Here is a 19015-nt window from a genome sequence, read left to right on the forward strand (position 1 = left end):
TGGTTCTCGTGGAACCCCGATATGAATCCCCCAGAGAAAGCGGAATTTTGAGCAACCACCCCCTGCCGCGCAGCCGGTCTGCATCCGCTGCCGTGCTCGCCCTCGTTCCGGCCTTCCTTCTCTCGTCCGCTCCCGCGACGGCCGAGGAGGACGCACCGGACCGGCCCGTCATCACGTCCGAGCGGATAACGTTCTCAGACTTGAACGTCGACACCTCCCCCAGCGCGAACACCGAGGCGGTGGCCCTTGCCCTCGACAACACCGACCGTTCCGCTCGCGGCGCTGGCGCGGAGGACGTGAACTACGCGGTTGTCGAGGACCCAACGGGAGCGGGGAGTGGTATCGAGATCGTCTGGGACGAGGGGATCATCCCGGCCTCCCTCGACGTCGCCTACGCGGACTTCGGAGACCACGGCGGCCAGACGGGTATCGGCGTACTGGTCGAGGAGGATTCAGCAGCCACGGAGGGCGAATCTCCCCAAAGCAGCGAATCCAACTCCATCGCCATTCCCGAAAACATGTACATGGACCACAGGTTCTGTCTGGACTTCTTCTACGAACCGGCTTACGCCGCGGACCCGGACGCGCCCTCGACCAATCAGAAGCATCACCTGACCACGTGCTACGAGAAATTCGCCGAGGCCGGTACGGACCTGTGGGGCTACTACAGGAGGGCCACCTGGACGAACGCCATCCCCAACAGCGAGCTGGCCATGTCGCCGCGCCTGGTCGACTTCTCCGCGCGCACCCAGCCCTGGAACGGTGACGAGGGCAGCGTGGACAGGATGGTGGACTGGGCCCCGATCTCACCCGAGAGCACGTGCACCCCCGGCACTTCGGTGTCGATCGGTGTGGACGGTACGGGGATCACCTTCCCCACGACCGACTGCGAGGAGACCTGGGTCGACGCCATCCCGAACCAGGGAAAGATGGGACAGGTCTTCGAGGGCGAAGTACGACGCCAGAAGACACTGGACTACGGCATGGTCTTCGAGGCGGACAACACCACGGTAGTCCCGAAGCTGGCCGACTACGCCTGGGCCGAGGTCAACCACCGAGGACCCCAGGGCAGGCCTGAGGAGCAGTTCATCCTGTGGAAGGACCTCGGCTGGGTCCCGTGGTAGACACTTCTGACACTGTCCTCTGACAGGGGGCTCCCGGGCCCGGGAGCCCCTTTTCCCGATTCCGAGCACGGCGAGATGAAAAAAACCACAGCCCTCATCCATGCCATGGTGGTCCTCATCCTGGCCTCCGCCTGCTCTTCCGCGCCGTCCCCGCAGGAAGCATCATGGGAGCTCATCGATGCAGCCCCCGTCCAAGGGCGCGAAGGCCATTCTTCGGTGTGGACGGGAGAAGAACTCATCGTCTGGGGAGGGCGGGCAGGAAGCACGCTCTCCGACGGTGCCGCGTACGACCCGGAAACCGGAGCGTGGAGAAGCATCGCCGTCCCCGAGGAACTCGCCGGACGCTACGGACACGTCGCGGTGTGGACGGGAAGCGAAATGCTGGTCCTCTCCGGACAGAGCCAGGTGGGGAACGCATCCACCAGCGCGGCGTACGACCCCTCGTCCGACACGTGGCGCGTAATCTCCCCCTCGCCCGGGATCACCGGTGCCGTCGCCCGCTTTCCGCTCGACGGCGACGCCGTCGTCCTCTCAGAACACTCGGTTCACCTCTACGACCCCGAAGACGACACCTGGTCCCGGGCCGACACGGCCCTACCGGCCTTGGACGGCGCTCCCCTGAGGACGGGAGAGGTAGCCCTCGCCGGAATCGGGGAGGGGGGAGAGCCGCTTTTCGGTGCCGTCGACCCCAGGACCGGGAGGAGCCACCGCATACCGGCGCGGGGAATCCACGAGGGCCCATGGGAGGGAGTCTCCCTCGCCGGCGATGGACGGGGAGGGCTCTGGACGGTCCTGTCCGGCCAGTCGGGCGAGTCCTCCTCCGTCTACTCCCTCGAAGAAGGGGGCGCCTCCTGGAAGCTCGAACACGAGGACGAGGCGGGCTACTTCCGCGCTCCCGGGGCCCCGAGCACGGGTACCGCCTCCTCGGTTCTCCTCGAATGGTCGGAGGGAAGGCTGGTGTCGGTCGCGGGAGGGTCGGTCGGGGTCTACAGCACCTCCGAGGGCGAATTCACCGCTTACCAGGTGGACGAAGGCATTGCCCCCTGCCTCCTGGGAGACTACTCCGTCATCGCTGGTGACCGGTTGCTGTCGTGGTCGGGGCCCACCTGTCAGGGCGACACCCCGGTCACCTACACGGAGGAGGGCCTCGCCGTGGACCTCCCGCTCTGAGCCGACGCGGACCCGTGGTCCTATCGGCTGCCGGGGCTCGGCCGCGCCGGGGAAGCATGCGACGGCGCCCCGCCCCGGCGGCGCGGGGCGCCGCGCGGTCAGCCGCGGGTTCCCCCGGCGCGGCGGATCCGGGTGATCGGGACCGGGAGCACGCACACGGGGACGGGCAGGCTCAGCCGGTGGCCGGTGTCGGCGGGGACGCCCGTGTCGGGGTCCAGGAGCAGCGCGGCCAGCGAGTCGCCGTTCTGGGCGGCCACGACCAGGTGGTCGGGCTCGTCGCGGTGGCCGCGCACGACGGTGAAGTTGCGCGGCCACGCCCCTCCGGCCGGGGTGTCGGCGACGTGCTCCAGGCGGGCGCCGCCGTCGCGGACGGCGAAGGTGGCGATCGCGTCCGCGCCCCGGTTGGACACGTAGACGTGGTCGCCGTTGGTGAGGACCTCGGCGGGGAAGTTCTGGCCCGCCGCCTCCTCACCGGTGGCGTGGACGGAGCCCAGGTGCTCGGCGGTGCCTTCGGCGGGGTTCCAGCGCAGGACGTGCACGCGCGAGTCCAGCTCGCCCGCCACGTAGAGGTACTCGCCGAGGACGGCCGTGTGCCGGGGACCGGTGCCCGGGGGCAGGGCGACGGCGCCGGCCTGCTCGCCGCCGCGCAGGACGCGCAGCTCGTCGGTGCCCAGGTCGGCCACCAGTAGGTGGCACTCGTCGGGGGCGGCGGTGCTGTGCGCGTGCGGCCCCTCCTGGCGGTCGGTGACCGGGCCGCTTCCGGAGTGCGCGAGTTCCGCCACCGTTCCGTCGAGGGAACCGTCACCGGCCAGGGCGTACACGGTGGCCACTCCGTTGGCGTAGTTGGTCACCGCCAGTTCGGAGCCGCGCGCGAGCACGTGGCAGGGCGATCCGCCGCCGGTCGGGGACCGGCCCAGTTCGGTGAGCACGGCGCCGCCGTCGATACGGAAGGCGGTGACGGTGCCCTTCTCGCGCTCGTTGACCGCGTACACCGTGGGCGGATCCTCGCGGAAGGCCAGGAAGGACGGACCCGGGGTGCGGGCGGCGGCGCCGCCGTCGGTCATCTCGCCGGTCATCGGGTCGAACCAGACGCGGTAGATCCCCTCGCCCTCCCCGGGAGGGTCGGAGTCGGGGGTGTAGGTGCCCACCAGCAGGAGCCGCTTGCCGTCCACCGAGTCGCCCACCGAGCTGTTCGCCGATCCGCCCACCGGGGGCCTCGCTTCCCTCGCGCCTGTGATGTCCGCCGACAGTGGTCTACACCACTGGGGCACAGGGCGCATGCTACAGGCCCTGATCCTCGGCTATGAGGGCGGACCCGGCGAGCCCAGTGTCCCGAAGTACTTTCCCAGCCCGGCGCAAGACCGCCCCCGAACGGCGCAGAACCTTCCTCCGACCCGCCATCTGGACAGAACGCGATGGTGCGCCTACTCCAAGGAACACCACTTCCCGATGGAGGGTTACGTACAAGTGCCGTACAACCGGTGGCACTCCCGCCTGGCTGCGGCAGCAACTGGGCGGAAGGTCCCCCACCCCAGAGGAACCCATCGTATGAGCACCGCCACAGAACGCATCGAAGTCCGCCTTACGCCCGAGGACAAGGACCTGCTCCTCGAGGCGGCCCGTATCAGCCACGGGTCCGATTCCGAGTTCGTCGTCCGGGTGGCTCGGGAGGCGGCTGAGGAGGTCGTGCAGCGCGAGCAGACCACCACGGTCCCCGCAGCGTTCTTCGACGCCATGGTCGAGTCCCTGGCCCGGGGCAGCACGCACAGGATTCCCGCGGTGCTGCTGGCGCGGCCGGCGCTGCACACCCTCTCGGGGACAGGGGCTCGGCCCGGTTCTGCTGGTGGACGCCTTCGAGCGGGCCCTGGCCGGCAACGAGGTCTTCGCGGTCCGGTCCCTCGTGGTCGACGCCCTGGACGAGGACGCGTAGACCTTCCACGAGGAACACGGGTTCCGCGGAATCCCCGGGAGCATGCGCCTGTACCGCAAGATGAGCGACATCGCCAAGACGCCCGGATGACGACGAGCCCTGCCCGATCGACGGGCAGGGCTCCTTCGCGGTAGGCCAGGAGGAGCGCCCCGGCGGGCGCGACCCCTCCTACTTCCCGTCGGCGGCCTTGACGGCCTCGACCGCCTTGAGGATGCGCTTGTCCGAGACCGGGTAGGCCGTGCGCAGCTCCTGCGCGAACAGGCTCACCCGGTACTCCTCCAGCATCCAGCGCAACTCCGCCACGTCCGGGTCGGCCGCGCGGCCGGGCGGCAGGCTCCCGCGCAGCTTGGCCACGGCCTGGCGCATCTGCTCCACCTTGGACATGTTCACCTGGTCGCGGCGCGGGTTCTCCGGCAGCTTGTTCAGCCGGTACTCCACCCCGCGCAGGTAGCGGTGCAGGTCTTCCAGACGGGCCAGGCCGGTGCGGGTCACGAACCCCTCGCCCACCAGGTCGCCGAGCTGGCCCTGCACGTCGTTGAGCGAGGGCAGCACGGCCAGGGATGTGGTCCCCTTGACCTTCTTGGACACCTTGCGCCACAGCACCAGGACCCGCGCCGCCCTGTCCAGGATCTCGGCCAGGGTGTCGCCGAGGTCGGCGCGCACCCGGTCGGCGAGCCCGGCGAAGTCCTGGCCGTTCCACACCGGGCCGCCCTCGCGGGCGAGCAGGTGGTCGACGGCGGCCGCCTCGGCGTCGTCGAGCATCCTGCGGATCGAACCGTGCGGGTTGTCGGCCAAAGCCAGCTTGTCGGGGTTGTTGAGCCCCTTGCTCACCACGTTCGCCACGGACGGCACGGTGAGCAGCAGCAGTCGGCGGGTGCCCGCCCACATCGCGGCGCGCTGCTCGGGGCGGGTGTCGAAGATGCGGATCGCGACGCTGTCGCCCTCGTCCACCAGCGCCGGGTAGCCCTTGACCTTGGGCCCCAGCGCCTTGCGCTCCAGGGTCTGCTCCAGCGGGCCGAAGTCCCAGGAGGTCAGGCCCTTCTTCTCCACGCCCTTGGCCTCGGCCGAGATCGCCTCGCGCAGGCGCGGTTTGAGCTTGGCGCGCAGCTTCTCCAGGTCCTTGGACTCGGCCAGGGTCCGGCCCCGGTCGTCCACGGCCCGGAAGGTGATGCGCAGGTGGTCGGGCACCCGGTCCAGCTGGAAGTCGCCGGGGGCGATCCGCTCCCCCGCCATCCGGGTGAGCTCGGCGGCCAGCGCCGCGGTGAGCGGCCCCTCGTAGGGGGCCAGTCCGGCCAGGGCGCGGGCGGCGTTGTCCGGGACGGGGACGAAGTTGCGGCGCAGCGGCTTGGGCAGCGACCGGATGAGCGCGGTCACCAGTTCGTCGCGCAGACCGGGGATCTGCCAGTCGAACCCGGTGTCCTCCACCTGGTTGAGGAACTTCACCGGGACGCGCGCGGTGACGCCGTCGGAGTCGCTGCCCGGCTCGAACTGGTAGCTGAGCGGGAAGGTGAACTCGCCCTGGCGCCACACGTCCGGGTAGTCGTCCTCGCTGATCGCCCCCGCGCCCTCGTTGATGAGCTCGTCGCGGGTGAAGTCCAGCAGCTCGGGCTCGGTGCGGCGGGCCTTCTTCCACCAGGAGTCGAAGTGCGCGGCCGAGACCACCGAGTCCGGCAGGCGGGCGTCGTAGAACTGGAACAGCGTCTCGTCGTCCACGACGATGTCGCGGCGCCGGACGCGGTGTTCGAGGTCCTCCACCTCGTCCAGGAGCTTGCGGTTGTCGTGGAAGAAGTGGTGGCGGGTCTCCCAGTCGCCCTCGACCAGGGCGCGGCGGATGAACAGCTCCCGGGACAGCCCGGGGTCGATCTTTCCGTAGGAGACCTTGCGCTGCACGACGATGGGCACGCCGTAGAGGGTGACGCGCTCGAAGGCCATGACGGCGCCGCGCTTGCGCTCCCAGTGCGGCTCGCTGTAGCTGCGCTTGACGATGTCCCCGGCCAGCTCCTCGGCCCACTCGGGTTCGATCCGGGCCACCATGCGGCCCCAGAGCTTGGAGGTCTCCACCAGCTCGGCGACCATCACGTAGCGGGGCTGCTTCTTGAACAGCGCCGAACCGGGGAAGACGGCGAAGCGGGCGCCCCGGCCCCCAAGGTACTCGTGCTTCTCGGGGTCCTTGAGGCCCACGTGCGACAGGAGTCCGGCCAGCAGGGACATGTGCACGCCGCGGGGGTCGGCGGCCTCCTCGCGCGGCTGCGGAACCTCCACGCCCATGGAGCGCAGGACCTGCCTGAGCTGGCCGTGGATGTCCTGCCACTCGCGTACGCGCAGGTAGTTGAGGTACTCCTCGCGGCACAGCCTGCGGAACTGGTTGCCCGACAGTTCCCGCTGCTTCTCGCGCAGGTGGTTCCACAGGTTGAGGTAGGCCAGGAAGTCCGACTCCTTGTCGGTGAACCTGGCGTGCGCCTGCTGGGCCTGCTGCTGCTTGTCCGTGGGCCGCTCGCGCGGGTCCTGGATGGACAGGGCCGCGGTGATGACCAGGACCTCGCCCAGGACGTCGCGCTCCTCGGCCTCCAGGACCATCCGGCCCAGGCGGGGGTCGATGGGCAGCTGGGCCAGGCGGCGGCCCGTCGGGGTGAGCCTGCGCCTGCCCCCGGACTCGTCGGGGTGCAGGGCGCCCAGCTCGTTGAGGAGGTTGACGCCGTCCTTGATCTGTCGGTGGTCGGGGCCGTCCACGAACGGGAAGGCCGCGACGTCGCCCAGCCCCAGGGCGGCCATCTGGAGGATGACCGAGGCCAGGTTGGTGCGCAGGATCTCGGGGTCGGTGTACTCGGGGCGGGAGAGGAAGTCCTCCTCCGAGTACAGCCGGATGCAGATGCCCTCCGAGACGCGGCCGCAGCGGCCCTTGCGCTGGTTGGCGGAGGCCTGGGAGACCGCCTCGATGGGCAGGCGCTGCACCTTGGTGCGGTGGGAGTACCGGGAGATGCGCGCGGTGCCGGGGTCGATGACGTACTTGATGCCGGGGACGGTCAGGGAGGTCTCGGCGACGTTGGTGGCCAGGACGATGCGCCGCCCGCTGTGCGAGGACCACACGCGTCTCTGCTCGTTCGTGGACAGGCGCGCGTAGAGCGGCAGGACCTCGGTGCCCGGGAGCTTCTTCTTCTCCAGGGCCTCGGCGGTGTCGCGGATCTCGCGCTCGCCGCTGAGGAAGACCAGCACGTCGCCGGGGGCCTCGCGGCCGAGCTCGTCCACGGCGTCCAGGATGGCCTGGGTCTGGTCGCGGTCGGTGCCGCCGCCGGGATTCCTCTCCTCGGGGTCGAGGATCTCCTCGGAGATGGGCCGGTAGCGGACCTCGACCGGGTAGGTGCGCCCGGAGACCTCGACGATGGGGGCGTCGTCGAAGTGGCGGGAGAAGCGCTCGGGGTCGATGGTGGCCGAGGTGATGACGACCTTGAGGTCGGGACGCCGGGGCAGCAGCTGTTTGAGGTAGCCCAGCAGGAAGTCGACGTTGAGGCTGCGCTCGTGGGCCTCGTCGATGATGAGCGTGTCGTACTGGCGCAGCATGCGGTCGTGCTGGATCTCGGCGAGGAGGATGCCGTCGGTCATCAGCTTGACCAAGGTGCTGTCGCTGGAGGAGTCGGTGAAGCGGACCTTGTAGCCGACCGTCTCGCCCAGCGGGGTGCCGATCTCCTCGGCGATGCGCTCGGCGACGGTGCGGGCGGCCAGCCGCCGGGGCTGGGTGTGGCCGATGGTGCCCATGACGCCGCGCCCCAGCTCCAGGCAGATCTTGGGCAGCTGGGTGGTCTTGCCCGATCCTGTCTCACCGGCGACGATGACGACCTGGTGGTCGCGGATGGCCTCGGCGATGTCGTCGCGCCGGGAGCTGACCGGCAGGGACTCGGGGTAGCTCAGCTCGGGCACGGACTCGCGGCGCAGGTTCACGCGCAGGAGCGCCTCGTCGACGTCCCCGGCGATCTGGGCGGCGACGGAGGCGCGGCGGCGCTCGTCGCCGATCTTGGCCAGGCCGTCGATACGCCGACGGAGCCGGTGGCGGTCCGAGGGCATGAGGTCGCGCAGCCGGGAGCGCAGCGTGTCCGCGGCGGGCGCGGGCGTGGTGGTGCTCATCAGTAGTCAAGGGTAGGAGGGACGGCAACCGGTTTTCGCCGCCGGGTCCGCGCGGTGGACGCGCGGTCGCGGGCGGGCGAAGGGGAGCCGCGGGCACGTACCGGCCAACGCCAGGCGGGTCCGTTCTGTTCCGGGGCGTGCGTCCCGCCGCCGCGCGCTGGACGGCGGCCCGGTGGGGCCGGCCCCGGGCGGCTCCGTTTCCACGCGGAGCGGATAAACCGCCATTACCCATACTTTGTCCCGCCTGGTCACTCCGTCTAGTATCCACCGCATGGCTCATCAGACCGAAATGACCCCCGCCCTTCTGGACTACGTGCGCGGCGCCTCCCTGCGCGAGGACGACGTCCTGTCCGAACTGCGCGAGGAAACGTCCGGACTTCCCGGAGGGGAGTCGCTTCAGGTTATGGCGGAGGAGGGACAGCTGCTGGCCCTCCTCGTCCGGCTGGTCGGCGCCCGTTCAGTGCTGGAGATCGGCACCTTCACCGGCTACAGCACCCTGTGCATGGCTCGCGCGCTCCCTCCCGGGGGAAAGGTCACCACCTGTGACATCACGGACCGCTGGGCGGAAATAGGCGCACCCCACTGGAAACGCGCCGGGGTCGAGGACCGCATCGAACTGCGCGTGGGGGACGCCGCGGAAACGCTCTCGGATTTGGCGGGGAAACAGGGCCCGGGCGTTTTCGACATGGTTTTCATCGACGCCGACAAGAAGAACTACCCGGTCTACTACGAGCGCTCGTTCCCGCTGGTGCGCACCGGCGGGCTCATCGTCGTGGACAACACCCTCTTCTCCGGCCGCGTGGCCGACGGGGACGCGCGGGACCCGGACACGGAGGCGATCCGTGAGCTGAACGAGGCCCTGCACCGCGACGAGCGGGTGGACCTGTCCCTCGTCCCCATGGCCGACGGGATCACCCTGGTCCGCAAACGGTAGGTAGGGCGCCGCCGGGTGGCCTCCACCCGGCGGGTCCTCACCCCAGGTCCGCGGCCTCGATCCTGAGCGTGGCGGGGGGTTCGCGGCGCTCGGCCGCCAGGTGCAGCCTCTGGACGCCCTCCTCGGCGGCCCCGGCCACCGCCCCGGAGCACGGGCAGGGGTCGTCGGTGAATCCGGCGAACCGGTAGGCGATCTCCATCATCCGGTTGCGCTCCGTGGGCCGAAAGTCCGCGACGAGGTGCCTCCCCCCGCGCGCGGCCTGGTCGACCAGCCAGTTCAGGATCGCGGCGCCCGCACCGAAGGAGACCACCCGGCAGGAGGTCGCCAGCAGTTTCAGGTGCCACACCGCCGGGTGCCTCTCCAGGAGCACCACTCCGACGGCCCCGTGGGGGCCGAAGCGGTCCGTGAGGGTGACGACCAGCACCTCGTGCCCGGGATCCGACAGCAGCCCGCGCAGGGCGGTGTCGGAGTAGTGCACGCCGGTGGCGTTCATCTGGCTGGTCCGCACGGTCAGTTCCTCGACCCGGGACAGGTCCTCCCCGCCGGCCCTCCCGATGCCCATCACCAGGTCCAGGGAGCGCAGGAACTCCTCGTCGGGGCCGGTGAAGTCCGTCCGCGCCTCCTCGCGCGCGAACCCGGCCTGGTACATCGTGCGCCTGCGCCGCGCGTCCACGGTGACCACGGGCGGGCTGAACTCCGGCAGCTCGGGCAGGGACGCGGCCTGCTCCGCCGTGTAGCAGCGGACCTCGGGCAGGGAGAACTCGACCTCGGCGCGTTCGGCGGGCTGGTCGTCGACGAAGGCGACCGCTCCGTGGGCGAAGTTCAGCCGGTCCGCGATGGCCCGTACCGACTGCGACTTGGGGCCCCAGCCGATGCGGGGCAGCACGAGGTAGTCGGCCACTCCCAGCTTCTCCAGCCAGGCCCAGGCCATGTCGTGGTCGTTCTTGCTCGCGACCGCCTGGAGGATGCCGCGGGAGTCCAGCTCGACCACCACGTCGCGGAGCTCCTCGGTCAGGACCGGCTCGTCCCCCTCCAGGAGGGTGCCCCGCCACAACGTGTTGTCGAGGTCCCACACCAGGCACTTCACCAGCGCCGGATCGCGGCTCTCCGTGTCTGCGCTCACCGTTGCTCCTCCTCTTCGCTTCGGGAATGGTTCAGTCGGCGGTGGCAAGGGCGTGGTCGGCCAGGAGGAGTGTGCACATCTCGCTGCTGCCCTCGATGATCTCCATCATCCGGGCGTCCCGGTGGGCGCGCGCCACGGTGTGGCCGTCGCGGGCCCCCGCGGACGCCAGGACCTGCAGCGCCGCACTCGCGCCGGAGACGGCGTGGGTGGCGCTGACGTGCTTGGCCAGCACGGTGGCGGTGACCATGTCCGGCGAACCGGCCTCCCAGCGGCCGCTGGCGTGCTCGCACGCGCGGGTGGCGATCTGTTCGGCGGTGTAGATCTCGGCCAGGTGGCGCGCGACCAGCTGGTGCCGGGCGATCGGGACGCCGAACTGTTCGCGGGTACGGGCGTGCCGGGTCGCCTCGGACAGGCAGGCGCGCAGGATTCCCACGCACCCCCAGGCCACCGACATGCGGCCGTGTGCCAGGGCGGCCGTGACCAGGAACGGCAGGGGGAGCCCGCCGCCGCCGAGCACGGCGTCGGCCGACACGCGCACACCGTCGAAGGTGATGTCGGCGTGCCCGGCGGCCCGGCAGCCCAGGGGGTCGGAGATCCTCTCGACGGTGACGCCGGGGGCGTCGGCGGGAACGACGACCGCGGCCGCCGCGTCCCCGAACCGGCCGAACACCAGGAGCACGTCGGCGTAGGCGGACGTGGTGATCCACGACTTGCGCCCGTCGACCACCACCGTGTCCCCCTCGGCCCGGATGGTGGTCGCCATGGCCGAGAGGTCGCTGCCCGCGCCGGGCTCGCTGAAGGCGGCCGCGGCGATCCGCCCGCACGTCAGGAGCGGCAGGTAGCGGTCGCGCTGGTCCTCGTTCCCGAGCCGCTCGACGCTGCCCGCCACCATCTGCTGCGAGGTCATGACGCTGCGCACGGAGCTGCACAGGCTGCCCACGTGCGCGGTGAGCTCCCCGCCCTCACGGCTGTCCAGCCCCCGGCCGCCGTACCGGGAGGGGACCTGCGGGCACAGCAGACCGCCGGAGGCGAGTTCGCGCAGCACCGGTCCGGGCAGCTCCCCGGAGCGGTCCCACGCGTCGGCACGGTCCCCGACGACCTCGCTGACCCGCGCCGCGAGGGCCGTCACGTCGTCAGCCATCGGTGTCCTCGTCTGCCTTCAGGCGCCGGACCAGGGCGGCCATGGTCCGGACCGTGCGGAAGTTGTCGAGTTTCAGGTCGCCGCCGCGGATGGAGACCCCGTGGGCCTGCTCCAGGTGCACGACGAGTTCCATGGCGAACATCGACGACAGCCCGCCGGTGGCGAACAGGTCGACGTCCTCGTCCCACGACGCCCGGGTCCGGCCCTCCAGGAAGGTGATGAGGCCGGCCTCGATCTCCCCGTGGCTCCGGGGTGTCTGTGCGGGCGTGGTCATGACAGTTGCTCCGTCCGTTCGTAGGTGAAGAAACCGCGGCCGCTCTTACGGCCGTGGTCTCCCGCCCCGACCTTCTCCAGGAGGAGGTCGCAGGGGCGGCAGCGCTCGTCGCCGGTGCGTTCGTACAGGACCCGCAGGGAGTCGACGAGGTTGTCCAGGCCGATCATGTCCGCGGTCCGCAGCGGCCCCGTCCGGTGGCCGAGGCAGCCGACCATGAGCGCGTCGACGTCCTCCGCGCTGGCGGTGCCCTCCTGGACCACCCGGGCGGCGTCGTTGATCATCGGGTGCAGCAGGCGGCTGGTGACGAACCCCGGCGCGTCGGACACGGTGACGGACTCCCGGCGCAGCGTGCGCAGCAGGCCGTCGAGGGCGTCCAGCGTGTGTCGAGAGGTCCGCGGGCCCCTGATGACCTCCACCGTGCGGATCAGGTAGGGCGGGTTCATGAAGTGGGTGCCCACCACCTCGTCGGGGCGGGGGTGGTGTCCGGCGAGGTGGTCCACGGGAATGGAAGAGGTGTTGGTGATCAGGACCGTGCCCGGCTTGGTCCTGGCGCCCACCTCCGTGAGGAGCCCGGCCTTGGTGTCCTCGTCCTCGGTGACGGCCTCGATGACGACCGTGGCCCCGGCCGCGGACTCCAGTGAGGTGGTGGTGTCGAGCGCGCCGGGCCGCACCCCCTCCGGTGCGGCCCCCATCAACTGGGCGACGCGCCCGTGGTACGCGATCCTGTCGCGCGCCCCGTCGAGGGCGGCCGGGTCGACGTCGACCAGCGTCACGGGCACGCCGTGGCCGAGCGCGAGGGAGGTGATCCCGGCGCCCATGGTGCCTGCTCCGATCACCGTGATCCGGTGCCCGCCCGGGCTCGGCGGTGCCTCCTGCGTGGGCATCAGGGCCTCCTGTCTTCTGTGCTGGGTACCGCCGGGGGAGACGGTACGCGGGTGCGGGGAGGGCCGTTCACAGACCGCGCTCCGACAACCAGTCGTGCAGCACCCGGGCGACGATGTCGGCGTGGTCCTCCAACATCGTGAAGTGGTCGCCGGGAACGGTGATCCGCTCGTGCGGGGGCGCCCAGCTGAACGGGGGGATGGGGGCTCCGTCCCGGTCGGTGATGGGGTCCTCCGGCCGCAGGACCGCCGAGGGCGCCGCGACGGCACCGAGGCGTACGTCGGCGAACAGCCGCATGTAACGTCCCATCGCGGTGAGGCGGGCGCTGTCGACGATGCCCAGGGCGCCGCCGCGCTGGAGCATCTGGGCCTCCGTGGTCGGCAGGACCGCCTCGTCGTCCGGGTGCGGCGGGTCCAGCAGCGCCAGGGCCGCCGGGCGCACACCGCGCTCCTCCAGGAGTTCGGCCACGGCGTGCGCGACCGGCCCCCCGGAGGAGCGGGAGACGAGGACGAAGGGGCGGCCGTCGGCGCAGCCGGCGACGGCGTCGGCCTGCGCCGACAGGGCCGCCGCCAGCGTGTCCGGCAGCGGTTCCCCGTCCCGGAAACCCGGGTGGGGAACGACCTTGACCTCCCGCAGACCGCGCACGCCGGCGGCGAACCTGGCGAACTCCTGGGGTCCGGAGGCCAGGACGATGGACGGCAGGCACACCAGGACGGAGGAGTCGGCCTCCTTGCTCGACAGCACGACCGGACCTCGGGCGCTGACGTAGCCCTCCGCCTCGGAGAAGGAGGGACGCACCAGCCCTGCCGTGTCAAGCAGCCGCATGCCCTCGGCGGTCCTGCCCTGGCGGCAGAACTCCTCGAAGAGCGCGACAAGGCTGTCCGGCGTCCCCCGCCCGTCCGCCTCGGGAGCGCTCTCCGCCCCGCGCGGCCGGGGGGCCGACTCGTCCGGGGCGGGCAGGCTCTCCAGGAGGAAACCCGCCACGGCCGTGGGCGTGGGGTACTTGAACGCCAGCCCGGCGGGAAGGCGCAGTCCGGTCAGGGAGCGGAGCTGGTTGCGGAGCTCGACCGCGGTGAGCGAGTCGAAGCCGATCTCCAGGAAGTCCCGGTCGACCGGCACGTCCTGGGGCGCGGAGTGTCCGAGCACCTCGGCCGTGGCCTCCCGTACGAGGTCGAGGACCAGCTGTCCGCGCTGTTCGGCCTCCGCCCCGGCCAGACGGCGGCGCAGGTCCCCGGAGTCGGCCGTCAGCCCCGCCGCCCTGCGGCGCGGTCGGCGCACCAGCGCGCGCAGCATCGTCGGGACGTCGGCGCCCCTCATGCTCCGCTGGGACATCCCCGCGACGTCCAGCGGCACCGCCAGGAGGTGGGCCGCGTCCGCGGCCAGGGCCTCCTCGAAGAGCGCCTTCCCCCGCTCGGTGGCGATCTGTTCGCTCATGCCCATTCGCGCGTACCTGTGCAGGTCGGTGTCGTCCAACCGCACCGTGAGCTGGCTGCGCTCGGCCCACATGCCCCATCCGATGGTGGTGGCGGGCAGGCCCCGGGCGCGGCGCCGGTGCGCCAGGGCGTCGAGGTAGACGTTGGCCGCGGCGTAGTTGGCCTGGCCGGGGTTGCCCAGCGTGCTGGCCGCCGAGGAGAACAGGACGAACTCCCGCAGGTCCAGGTCGCGCGTCAGCTCGTGCAGGTTCAAGGATGCGTCGACCTTGGGTCGCATCACGTGGTCGACGTGTTCCCTGGTGAGCGCGGTGAAGACGGCTCCGCCGACGGTGCCGGCGATGTGGACGACCGACCTCAGCGGCCGGTCCGGGGGGACCGAGGCGATGACCTCGCGCAGGGCGTCGCGGTCGGCGGTGTCGCAGGCGGCGAAGGACAGGGTGGCCCCGAGTCCGGCCAGGTCGGCCTGGAGTTCGGGGCTGGTGCCCTGCCGTCCGCTGCGGCTGACCAGGAGCAGGTGGCGTGCTCCGCACTCGGCGGCCAGGTGGCGGACGATCACGCTGCCGACCGTTCCGTTGGCACCGGTGACGAGCACGGTCCCGTCCGATCCCAGGTCCAGCGACCGGCCCTCCAGCGGCGCGGCGCGGTCCAGCCTCGGGACGAGCACCGTGCCGCCGCGGACGGCGGCCTGGGGTTCCCCCCCGTCCAGTACCGCCGCCAGGGCCGTCGGCGCCGACCCCGTGTCGTCCACGTCGACGATGGAGCACCTGCCGGGGAACTCCATCTGCACGGTGCGGGCCAGCCCCCACAGGGGCGCGTGGTCCAGGTCCGGGACGTGGTCGCCCTCCGCCGCGCTGACGGCGCCCCGCGTGAGCAGGACCAGGGGGAGGTCCTCGCAGCGTTCGTCGAGCAGCCAGCCCTGGAGCCGGTCCAGCGCCCGGTAGGTGGCGGTGTAGGCGGCCTCGGCGGTGTCCTCGGGATCGGTGGCCGCGCACGGCACGACCACGGCGGACGGAACGGGGTCCCCGGCCGCCAGGGCCGCGTGGAGTGCGTCGGCGTCCTGGTGGGACCGGACCGGGTGGCCCGCCGCCGCGAGGACGTCCGCGACGCCCAGGGGGTCGGGCCCCACGATCGCGAGGGGCCGGGGGCCGTCGGCGGACGCGGGCGCGCCGGTGGGTTCGGACCACGTGACGCGGAACAGGTCGTCCCCTCCCCCGCGGGTGGCCGCCGCCAGTTGCCGGGGGCTGATGGGACGTATGACCAGGGAGCCGACGGAGGCGACGGGGCGGCCCGAGGGGTCGGTGAGCTCCAGGGAGACCGAGTCCTGTTCCGTCTGGGACAGACGGACCCTGACGTGTGCCGCCCCGGTGGCGTGGAGGGTGACGTCGGACCAGGCGAAGGGGAGGCCGGCCGCCTCGGCGAGGCTCGGGCCGCCGGAGGGGGCGGAGGTGTGAGCGAGGGCGAGGGGGTGCTGCGAGGAGTCCATCAGCGCCGGGTGCACGCCGAACCGGGCGGCGTCGGCCCGCGCCCCCTCCGGCAGCCGGACCTCCGCGTACAGGTCGTCCCCGTCCCGCCACACCGCCCGCATACTGCTGAAGACCGGCCCGAAGGCGTTGCCCATCTCGGCGATGCGGGGGTAGAAGTCGTCCACCGGCACCGGGACGGCGCCCTTCGGCGGCCAGGACGCGTCCTGCTTCGGCGCCCCGTGCTCCGGCCGGGGCCGGGTGACCTGGCCGCTCGCGTGCTGGGTCCAGGGGCCGTCGTCGCCGTCTCCGGGCCGGGAGTGCACGGCGAGCGGCCTGGCGCCGTTGGCGTCCGGCGGGCCGACCCTGAGCTGGAGCCGTACGCCCCCTCGGGTCGGGAGCCGCAGCGGGGTGTGCAGGACCAGTTCCTCCACGCGCGGGCACCCGACGCGTTCGCCGACGTGCAGGGCGAGTTCGAGGAAGGCGGTCCCGGGAACCAGGACCATGTCCAGCACGACGTGGTCGGCCAGCCAGGGGTGGCTCTCCAGACCGATCCGGCCCGTGAACAGGTACTCGTCGCCGGACGCGAGGGAGACCGCTGCGCCGAGCATGGGGTGGTCGGCTCCGTTGAGGCCCGCACGGGTGACGTCCGCGCCCTCGGCACCGTCGACGGCCCAGTGGTGGCGGTGCTGGAAGGCGTAGGTCGGCAGGTCCACCCTCCGGCGTGCGCCGAACAGCCGGGACCAGTCCACCGCGACGCCGTGCGCGTGCGCCTGCGCGAGCGAGGCGAGGAAGCGCTCGGGCCCTCCCTCGTCGCGGCGCAGGGTGCCCAGGGCCACGGCGCCGTCGGCGCCCGCCTCCTGGCAGGTCTCCTGGACGGCCGTGCCGAGCACCGGGTGCGGGGACACCTCCAGGAACGTGCCGTGTCCGTCGCGGAGCAGCGCGCCGACGGTCTCCTCGAAGCGGACCCGATGGCGCAGGCCCCGGTACCAGTAGTCGGCGTCCATGGGCGTGTCGCCGAGGGGGCCGCCCGTCACGGAGGAGTAGACCGGGACGTCCGGCCGCCGGGGGACGACACCGGCCAGGGCCGTGAGGACACTGTCCCGGAGCCGCTCCACGTGCGGTGTGTGGGAGGCGTACTCGACAGGGATGAGACGTGCGTGCACGCCCCGGGCCTCGTACTCCTTCACCAGGCTCCGCACCGCCTCCGGCTCTCCCGCGACGACGGTGGAGGCCGGGCCGTTGACGACGGCGACGTGCACCCGGCCGCCGAACTCGGCCATGCGCTCGCCCAACTCCTCGGAGCCGAGAGCGACCGAGGCCATCGCCCCGGTGCCGGCGAGCTCCAGGACCGCCCGGCTCCGCAGCGCCACGACCCTGGCCGCGTCGTCCAGCGAGAGCGCCCCGGCCACGCACGCCGCCGCGATCTCCCCCTGGGAGTGGCCGACCACGGCGGAGGGCTCGACGCCGAGGGACCGCCACAGCGCGGCGAGCGAGACCATCACCGCCCACAGCGCCGGTTGCGCGACGTCGTCGCGGTCCAGGGCGGCGGCTCCCTCCTCCTGTCTGAGCACGGCCGCGAGCGACCAGTCCACGAAGGGGGACAGCGCGCGCTCGCAGTCGGCCATCGTCCGGGCGAAGACGGGGGAGGCGGCCATCAGGTCGACGGCCATGCCCTTCCACTGGGAGCCCTGGCCGGGGAAGACGAACACGGCGCGCTCCCGGGCGGCGGTACCCCGGTGGACGCCGTCGTCCGGGTCGGCCCTGCCGATGGCGTCCAGGCCCCGGAGGAGGCCCTCCCGGTCCCGCGCCGTCACCACCGCCCTGTGCTCGAACTCCGAGCGGGTGGCGGCCAGGGACCATCCGACGTCGGCGGGGTCGAGTTCGGGGCGCCTCGCGAGGTGGTCGTGCAGGCGGGCGGCCTGGGCGCGCAGCGCTGCCTCCGACCGGGCGCTGACCGGCCACGCAACCGTGTCCGTTTCCAGGGGGGCCGGGCCGCTCCCGGTCTCGGGTCCGGGCTCGGAGTCCTCCGGGGCCTCTTCGAGGACCACGTGGGCGTTGGTCCCGCTCACGCCGAACGAGGACACGGCTGCGCGGCGCGGACGGCCGGTCCGCGGCCACGGCGCGGCCTCGGTCAGCAGCGCCAGCGCCCCGGACTCCCAGTCCACGTGGGCGCTGGGCTCGTCCACGTGCAGGGTGCGGGGCAGGACGCCGTGCCGCATCGCCATGATCGCCTTGATCACGCCGCCCACACCCGCCGCCGCCCCGGCGTGGCCGATGTTGGACTTCAACGACCCCACGCCGACGGGCCGGTCGGCGGGGCGGTCACGTCCGTAGGTGGACAGCAGCGCGTTGGCCTCGATGGGGTCGCCCAGCGTCGTTCCCGTTCCGTGCGCCTCCACCAGGTCGACCTCTCCGGGGGCGAGCCGTGCGTCGGCCAGGGCCTCCCGGATCACTCGCTGCTGGGCCGTTCCGTTGGGCACCGACAGCCCGCTGCTGGCACCGTCCTGGTTCACGGCGCTGCCGCGCAGCACCCCCAGCACACGGCGACCGTTGCTCCGTGCCGTGCTGAGCCTTTCCAGGAGGAGCATGCCCGCCCCCTCGGACCAGCTCGTGCCGTCGGCGCTGGAGGAGAAGGCCTTGCAGCGGCCGTCGGGGGCGAGTCCGCGCTGGCGGCTGAAGGCGACCCAGGGGCCGGTGTTGGTGTACACGCTGACGCCTCCGGCCAGGGCGAGGTCGCACTCGCCCTCCCTCAGGGAGCGGACGGCCAGGTGGAGCGCGACCAGCGAGGAGGAGCAGGCGGTGTCAAGGGTCAGCGCGGGGCCCTCCAGGCCCAGGGTGTAGGACACCCGTCCGGCCGCGACGGCCGACATGCCGCCGGTCAGCAGGTATCCCTCCAGCTCCTCCCCGGCCTGTCGGATGGACGGGCCGTAGGACTGGCCGACCATGCCCAGGAACACCCCGGTGGAGGTGCCGCGCAGGGTCGTGGGGTCGATGCGCGCGTGTTCGACGGCCTCCCAGGAGGTCTCCAGCGCGACTCTCTGCTGCGGGTCCATGGCGGTGGCCTCGCGGGGGCCGATCCCGAAGAACCCGGCGTCGAACCCGGCGGCCCCGTGCAGGAATCCGCCCCTGCGCAGGTAGCTCGTCCCCGGGGTGGCGGGATCGCTGTCGAACAGCGTGTCCAGTTCCCAGCCCCGGTCGGTGGGGAAGTCGGTGAGGCCCTCCGCGCCCCGCTCGACGAGCTCCCACAGGTCGTCGGCGGAGCCCACCTCCCCCGGATAGCGGCAACCGATGCCGACCACGGCGATCGGCTCGTGCCGCCGTTCCTCCATCTCGTCGATACGGCCGCGGGCATGGCGCAGATCGAGCGCGAGCCGGCGGGCCAGTGTCTGGAACTTGTCCTCATGCGTCATGGGAGACCAACT

11 protein-coding genes are annotated in these 19015 nt (G+C 72.2%); 4 read left to right on the forward strand and 7 right to left on the reverse strand.

Annotated elements, in window-relative coordinates; translation table 11 throughout:
* Positions 1-200: 200 nt before the first annotated feature.
* Positions 201-1124, forward strand: a complete 924-nt coding sequence (locus tag KGD83_RS23250; protein ID WP_212641168.1) for a hypothetical protein — start codon at positions 201-203, stop codon at positions 1122-1124.
* 105 nt (positions 1125-1229) lie between these two features.
* Positions 1230-2294: a Kelch repeat-containing protein gene (locus tag KGD83_RS23255; protein WP_212641169.1), complete on the forward strand. Its 1065-nt coding sequence runs from the start codon at positions 1230-1232 to the stop codon at positions 2292-2294.
* A 98-nt stretch (positions 2295-2392) separates the two neighbouring features.
* Here the strand turns inward: KGD83_RS23255 and KGD83_RS23260 are convergent, their stop codons facing one another.
* The gene (locus tag KGD83_RS23260) at positions 2393-3478 is read right to left on the reverse strand and encodes a lactonase family protein (RefSeq protein ID WP_394358124.1); all 1086 of its coding nucleotides are present in this window, start codon (positions 3476-3478) and stop codon (positions 2393-2395) included.
* Between the two features lie 364 nt (positions 3479-3842).
* On the opposite strand from KGD83_RS23260, the gene KGD83_RS28850 reads away from it, so the two are divergent.
* Positions 3843-4358, forward strand: a complete 516-nt coding sequence (locus KGD83_RS28850) for a type II toxin-antitoxin system TacA family antitoxin (RefSeq protein ID WP_249352009.1) — start codon at positions 3843-3845, stop codon at positions 4356-4358.
* A 34-nt stretch (positions 4359-4392) separates the two neighbouring features.
* On the opposite strand, the gene hrpA is transcribed toward KGD83_RS28850, so the two are convergent.
* Positions 4393-8343, reverse strand: coding sequence for an ATP-dependent RNA helicase HrpA (gene hrpA, locus KGD83_RS23270; RefSeq protein WP_212641170.1), 3951 nt, complete (start codon positions 8341-8343; stop codon positions 4393-4395).
* 271 nt (positions 8344-8614) lie between these two features.
* Between hrpA and KGD83_RS23275 the strand changes: the two genes are divergently transcribed.
* Complete coding sequence (locus KGD83_RS23275) at positions 8615-9277, forward strand: O-methyltransferase (RefSeq protein ID WP_212641171.1); 663 nt, start codon at positions 8615-8617, stop codon at positions 9275-9277.
* Positions 9278-9314: 37 nt separating this feature from the next.
* On the opposite strand, the gene KGD83_RS23280 is transcribed toward KGD83_RS23275, so the two are convergent.
* From KGD83_RS23280 to KGD83_RS23300, 5 genes are all read right to left on the reverse strand, one after another.
* Positions 9315-10400 carry an HAD-IIIC family phosphatase gene (locus KGD83_RS23280; protein ID WP_212641172.1) on the reverse strand — a complete coding sequence of 362 codons (1086 nt, stop codon included), beginning with the start codon at positions 10398-10400 and terminating at the stop codon, positions 9315-9317.
* Between the two features lie 31 nt (positions 10401-10431).
* Complete coding sequence (locus tag KGD83_RS23285; RefSeq protein WP_212641173.1) at positions 10432-11541, reverse strand: acyl-CoA dehydrogenase family protein; 1110 nt, start codon at positions 11539-11541, stop codon at positions 10432-10434.
* Entirely contained in the window at positions 11534-11815 is a 282-nt protein-coding gene (locus tag KGD83_RS23290) for an acyl carrier protein (RefSeq protein ID WP_212641174.1), read from the reverse strand. The genes KGD83_RS23285 and KGD83_RS23290 overlap by 8 nt, the downstream gene beginning before the upstream one ends.
* Positions 11812-12699 carry a 3-hydroxyacyl-CoA dehydrogenase family protein gene (locus tag KGD83_RS23295; protein ID WP_212641175.1) on the reverse strand — a complete coding sequence of 296 codons (888 nt, stop codon included), beginning with the start codon at positions 12697-12699 and terminating at the stop codon, positions 11812-11814. The genes KGD83_RS23290 and KGD83_RS23295 overlap by 4 nt, the downstream gene beginning before the upstream one ends.
* A 67-nt stretch (positions 12700-12766) precedes the next feature.
* Positions 12767-19003, reverse strand: coding sequence for a type I polyketide synthase (locus KGD83_RS23300; protein WP_212641176.1), 6237 nt, complete (start codon positions 19001-19003; stop codon positions 12767-12769).
* Positions 19004-19015 lie beyond the last annotated feature (12 nt).

Source organism: Nocardiopsis akebiae, assembly GCF_018316795.1.
GTDB lineage: Bacteria > Actinomycetota > Actinomycetes > Streptosporangiales > Streptosporangiaceae > Nocardiopsis > Nocardiopsis dassonvillei.

Excerpts from the sequence above, each read along its gene's own strand:
- KGD83_RS23295 (WP_212641175.1), bottom strand. The coding sequence starts at position 12,699 with ATGCCCACGCAGGAGGCACCGCCGAGCCCGGGCGGGCACCGGATCACG.
- KGD83_RS23290 (WP_212641174.1), bottom strand. The coding sequence starts at position 11,815 with ATGACCACGCCCGCACAGACACCCCGGAGCCACGGGGAGATCGAGGCC.
- KGD83_RS23255 (WP_212641169.1), top strand. The coding sequence starts at position 1,230 with ATGGTGGTCCTCATCCTGGCCTCCGCCTGCTCTTCCGCGCCGTCCCCG.
- KGD83_RS28850 (WP_249352009.1), top strand. The coding sequence starts at position 3,843 with ATGAGCACCGCCACAGAACGCATCGAAGTCCGCCTTACGCCCGAGGAC.
- hrpA (WP_212641170.1), bottom strand. The coding sequence starts at position 8,343 with ATGAGCACCACCACGCCCGCGCCCGCCGCGGACACGCTGCGCTCCCGG.
- KGD83_RS23285 (WP_212641173.1), bottom strand. The coding sequence starts at position 11,541 with ATGGCTGACGACGTGACGGCCCTCGCGGCGCGGGTCAGCGAGGTCGTC.
- KGD83_RS23275 (WP_212641171.1), top strand. The coding sequence starts at position 8,615 with ATGGCTCATCAGACCGAAATGACCCCCGCCCTTCTGGACTACGTGCGC.
- KGD83_RS23300 (WP_212641176.1), bottom strand. The coding sequence starts at position 19,003 with ATGACGCATGAGGACAAGTTCCAGACACTGGCCCGCCGGCTCGCGCTC.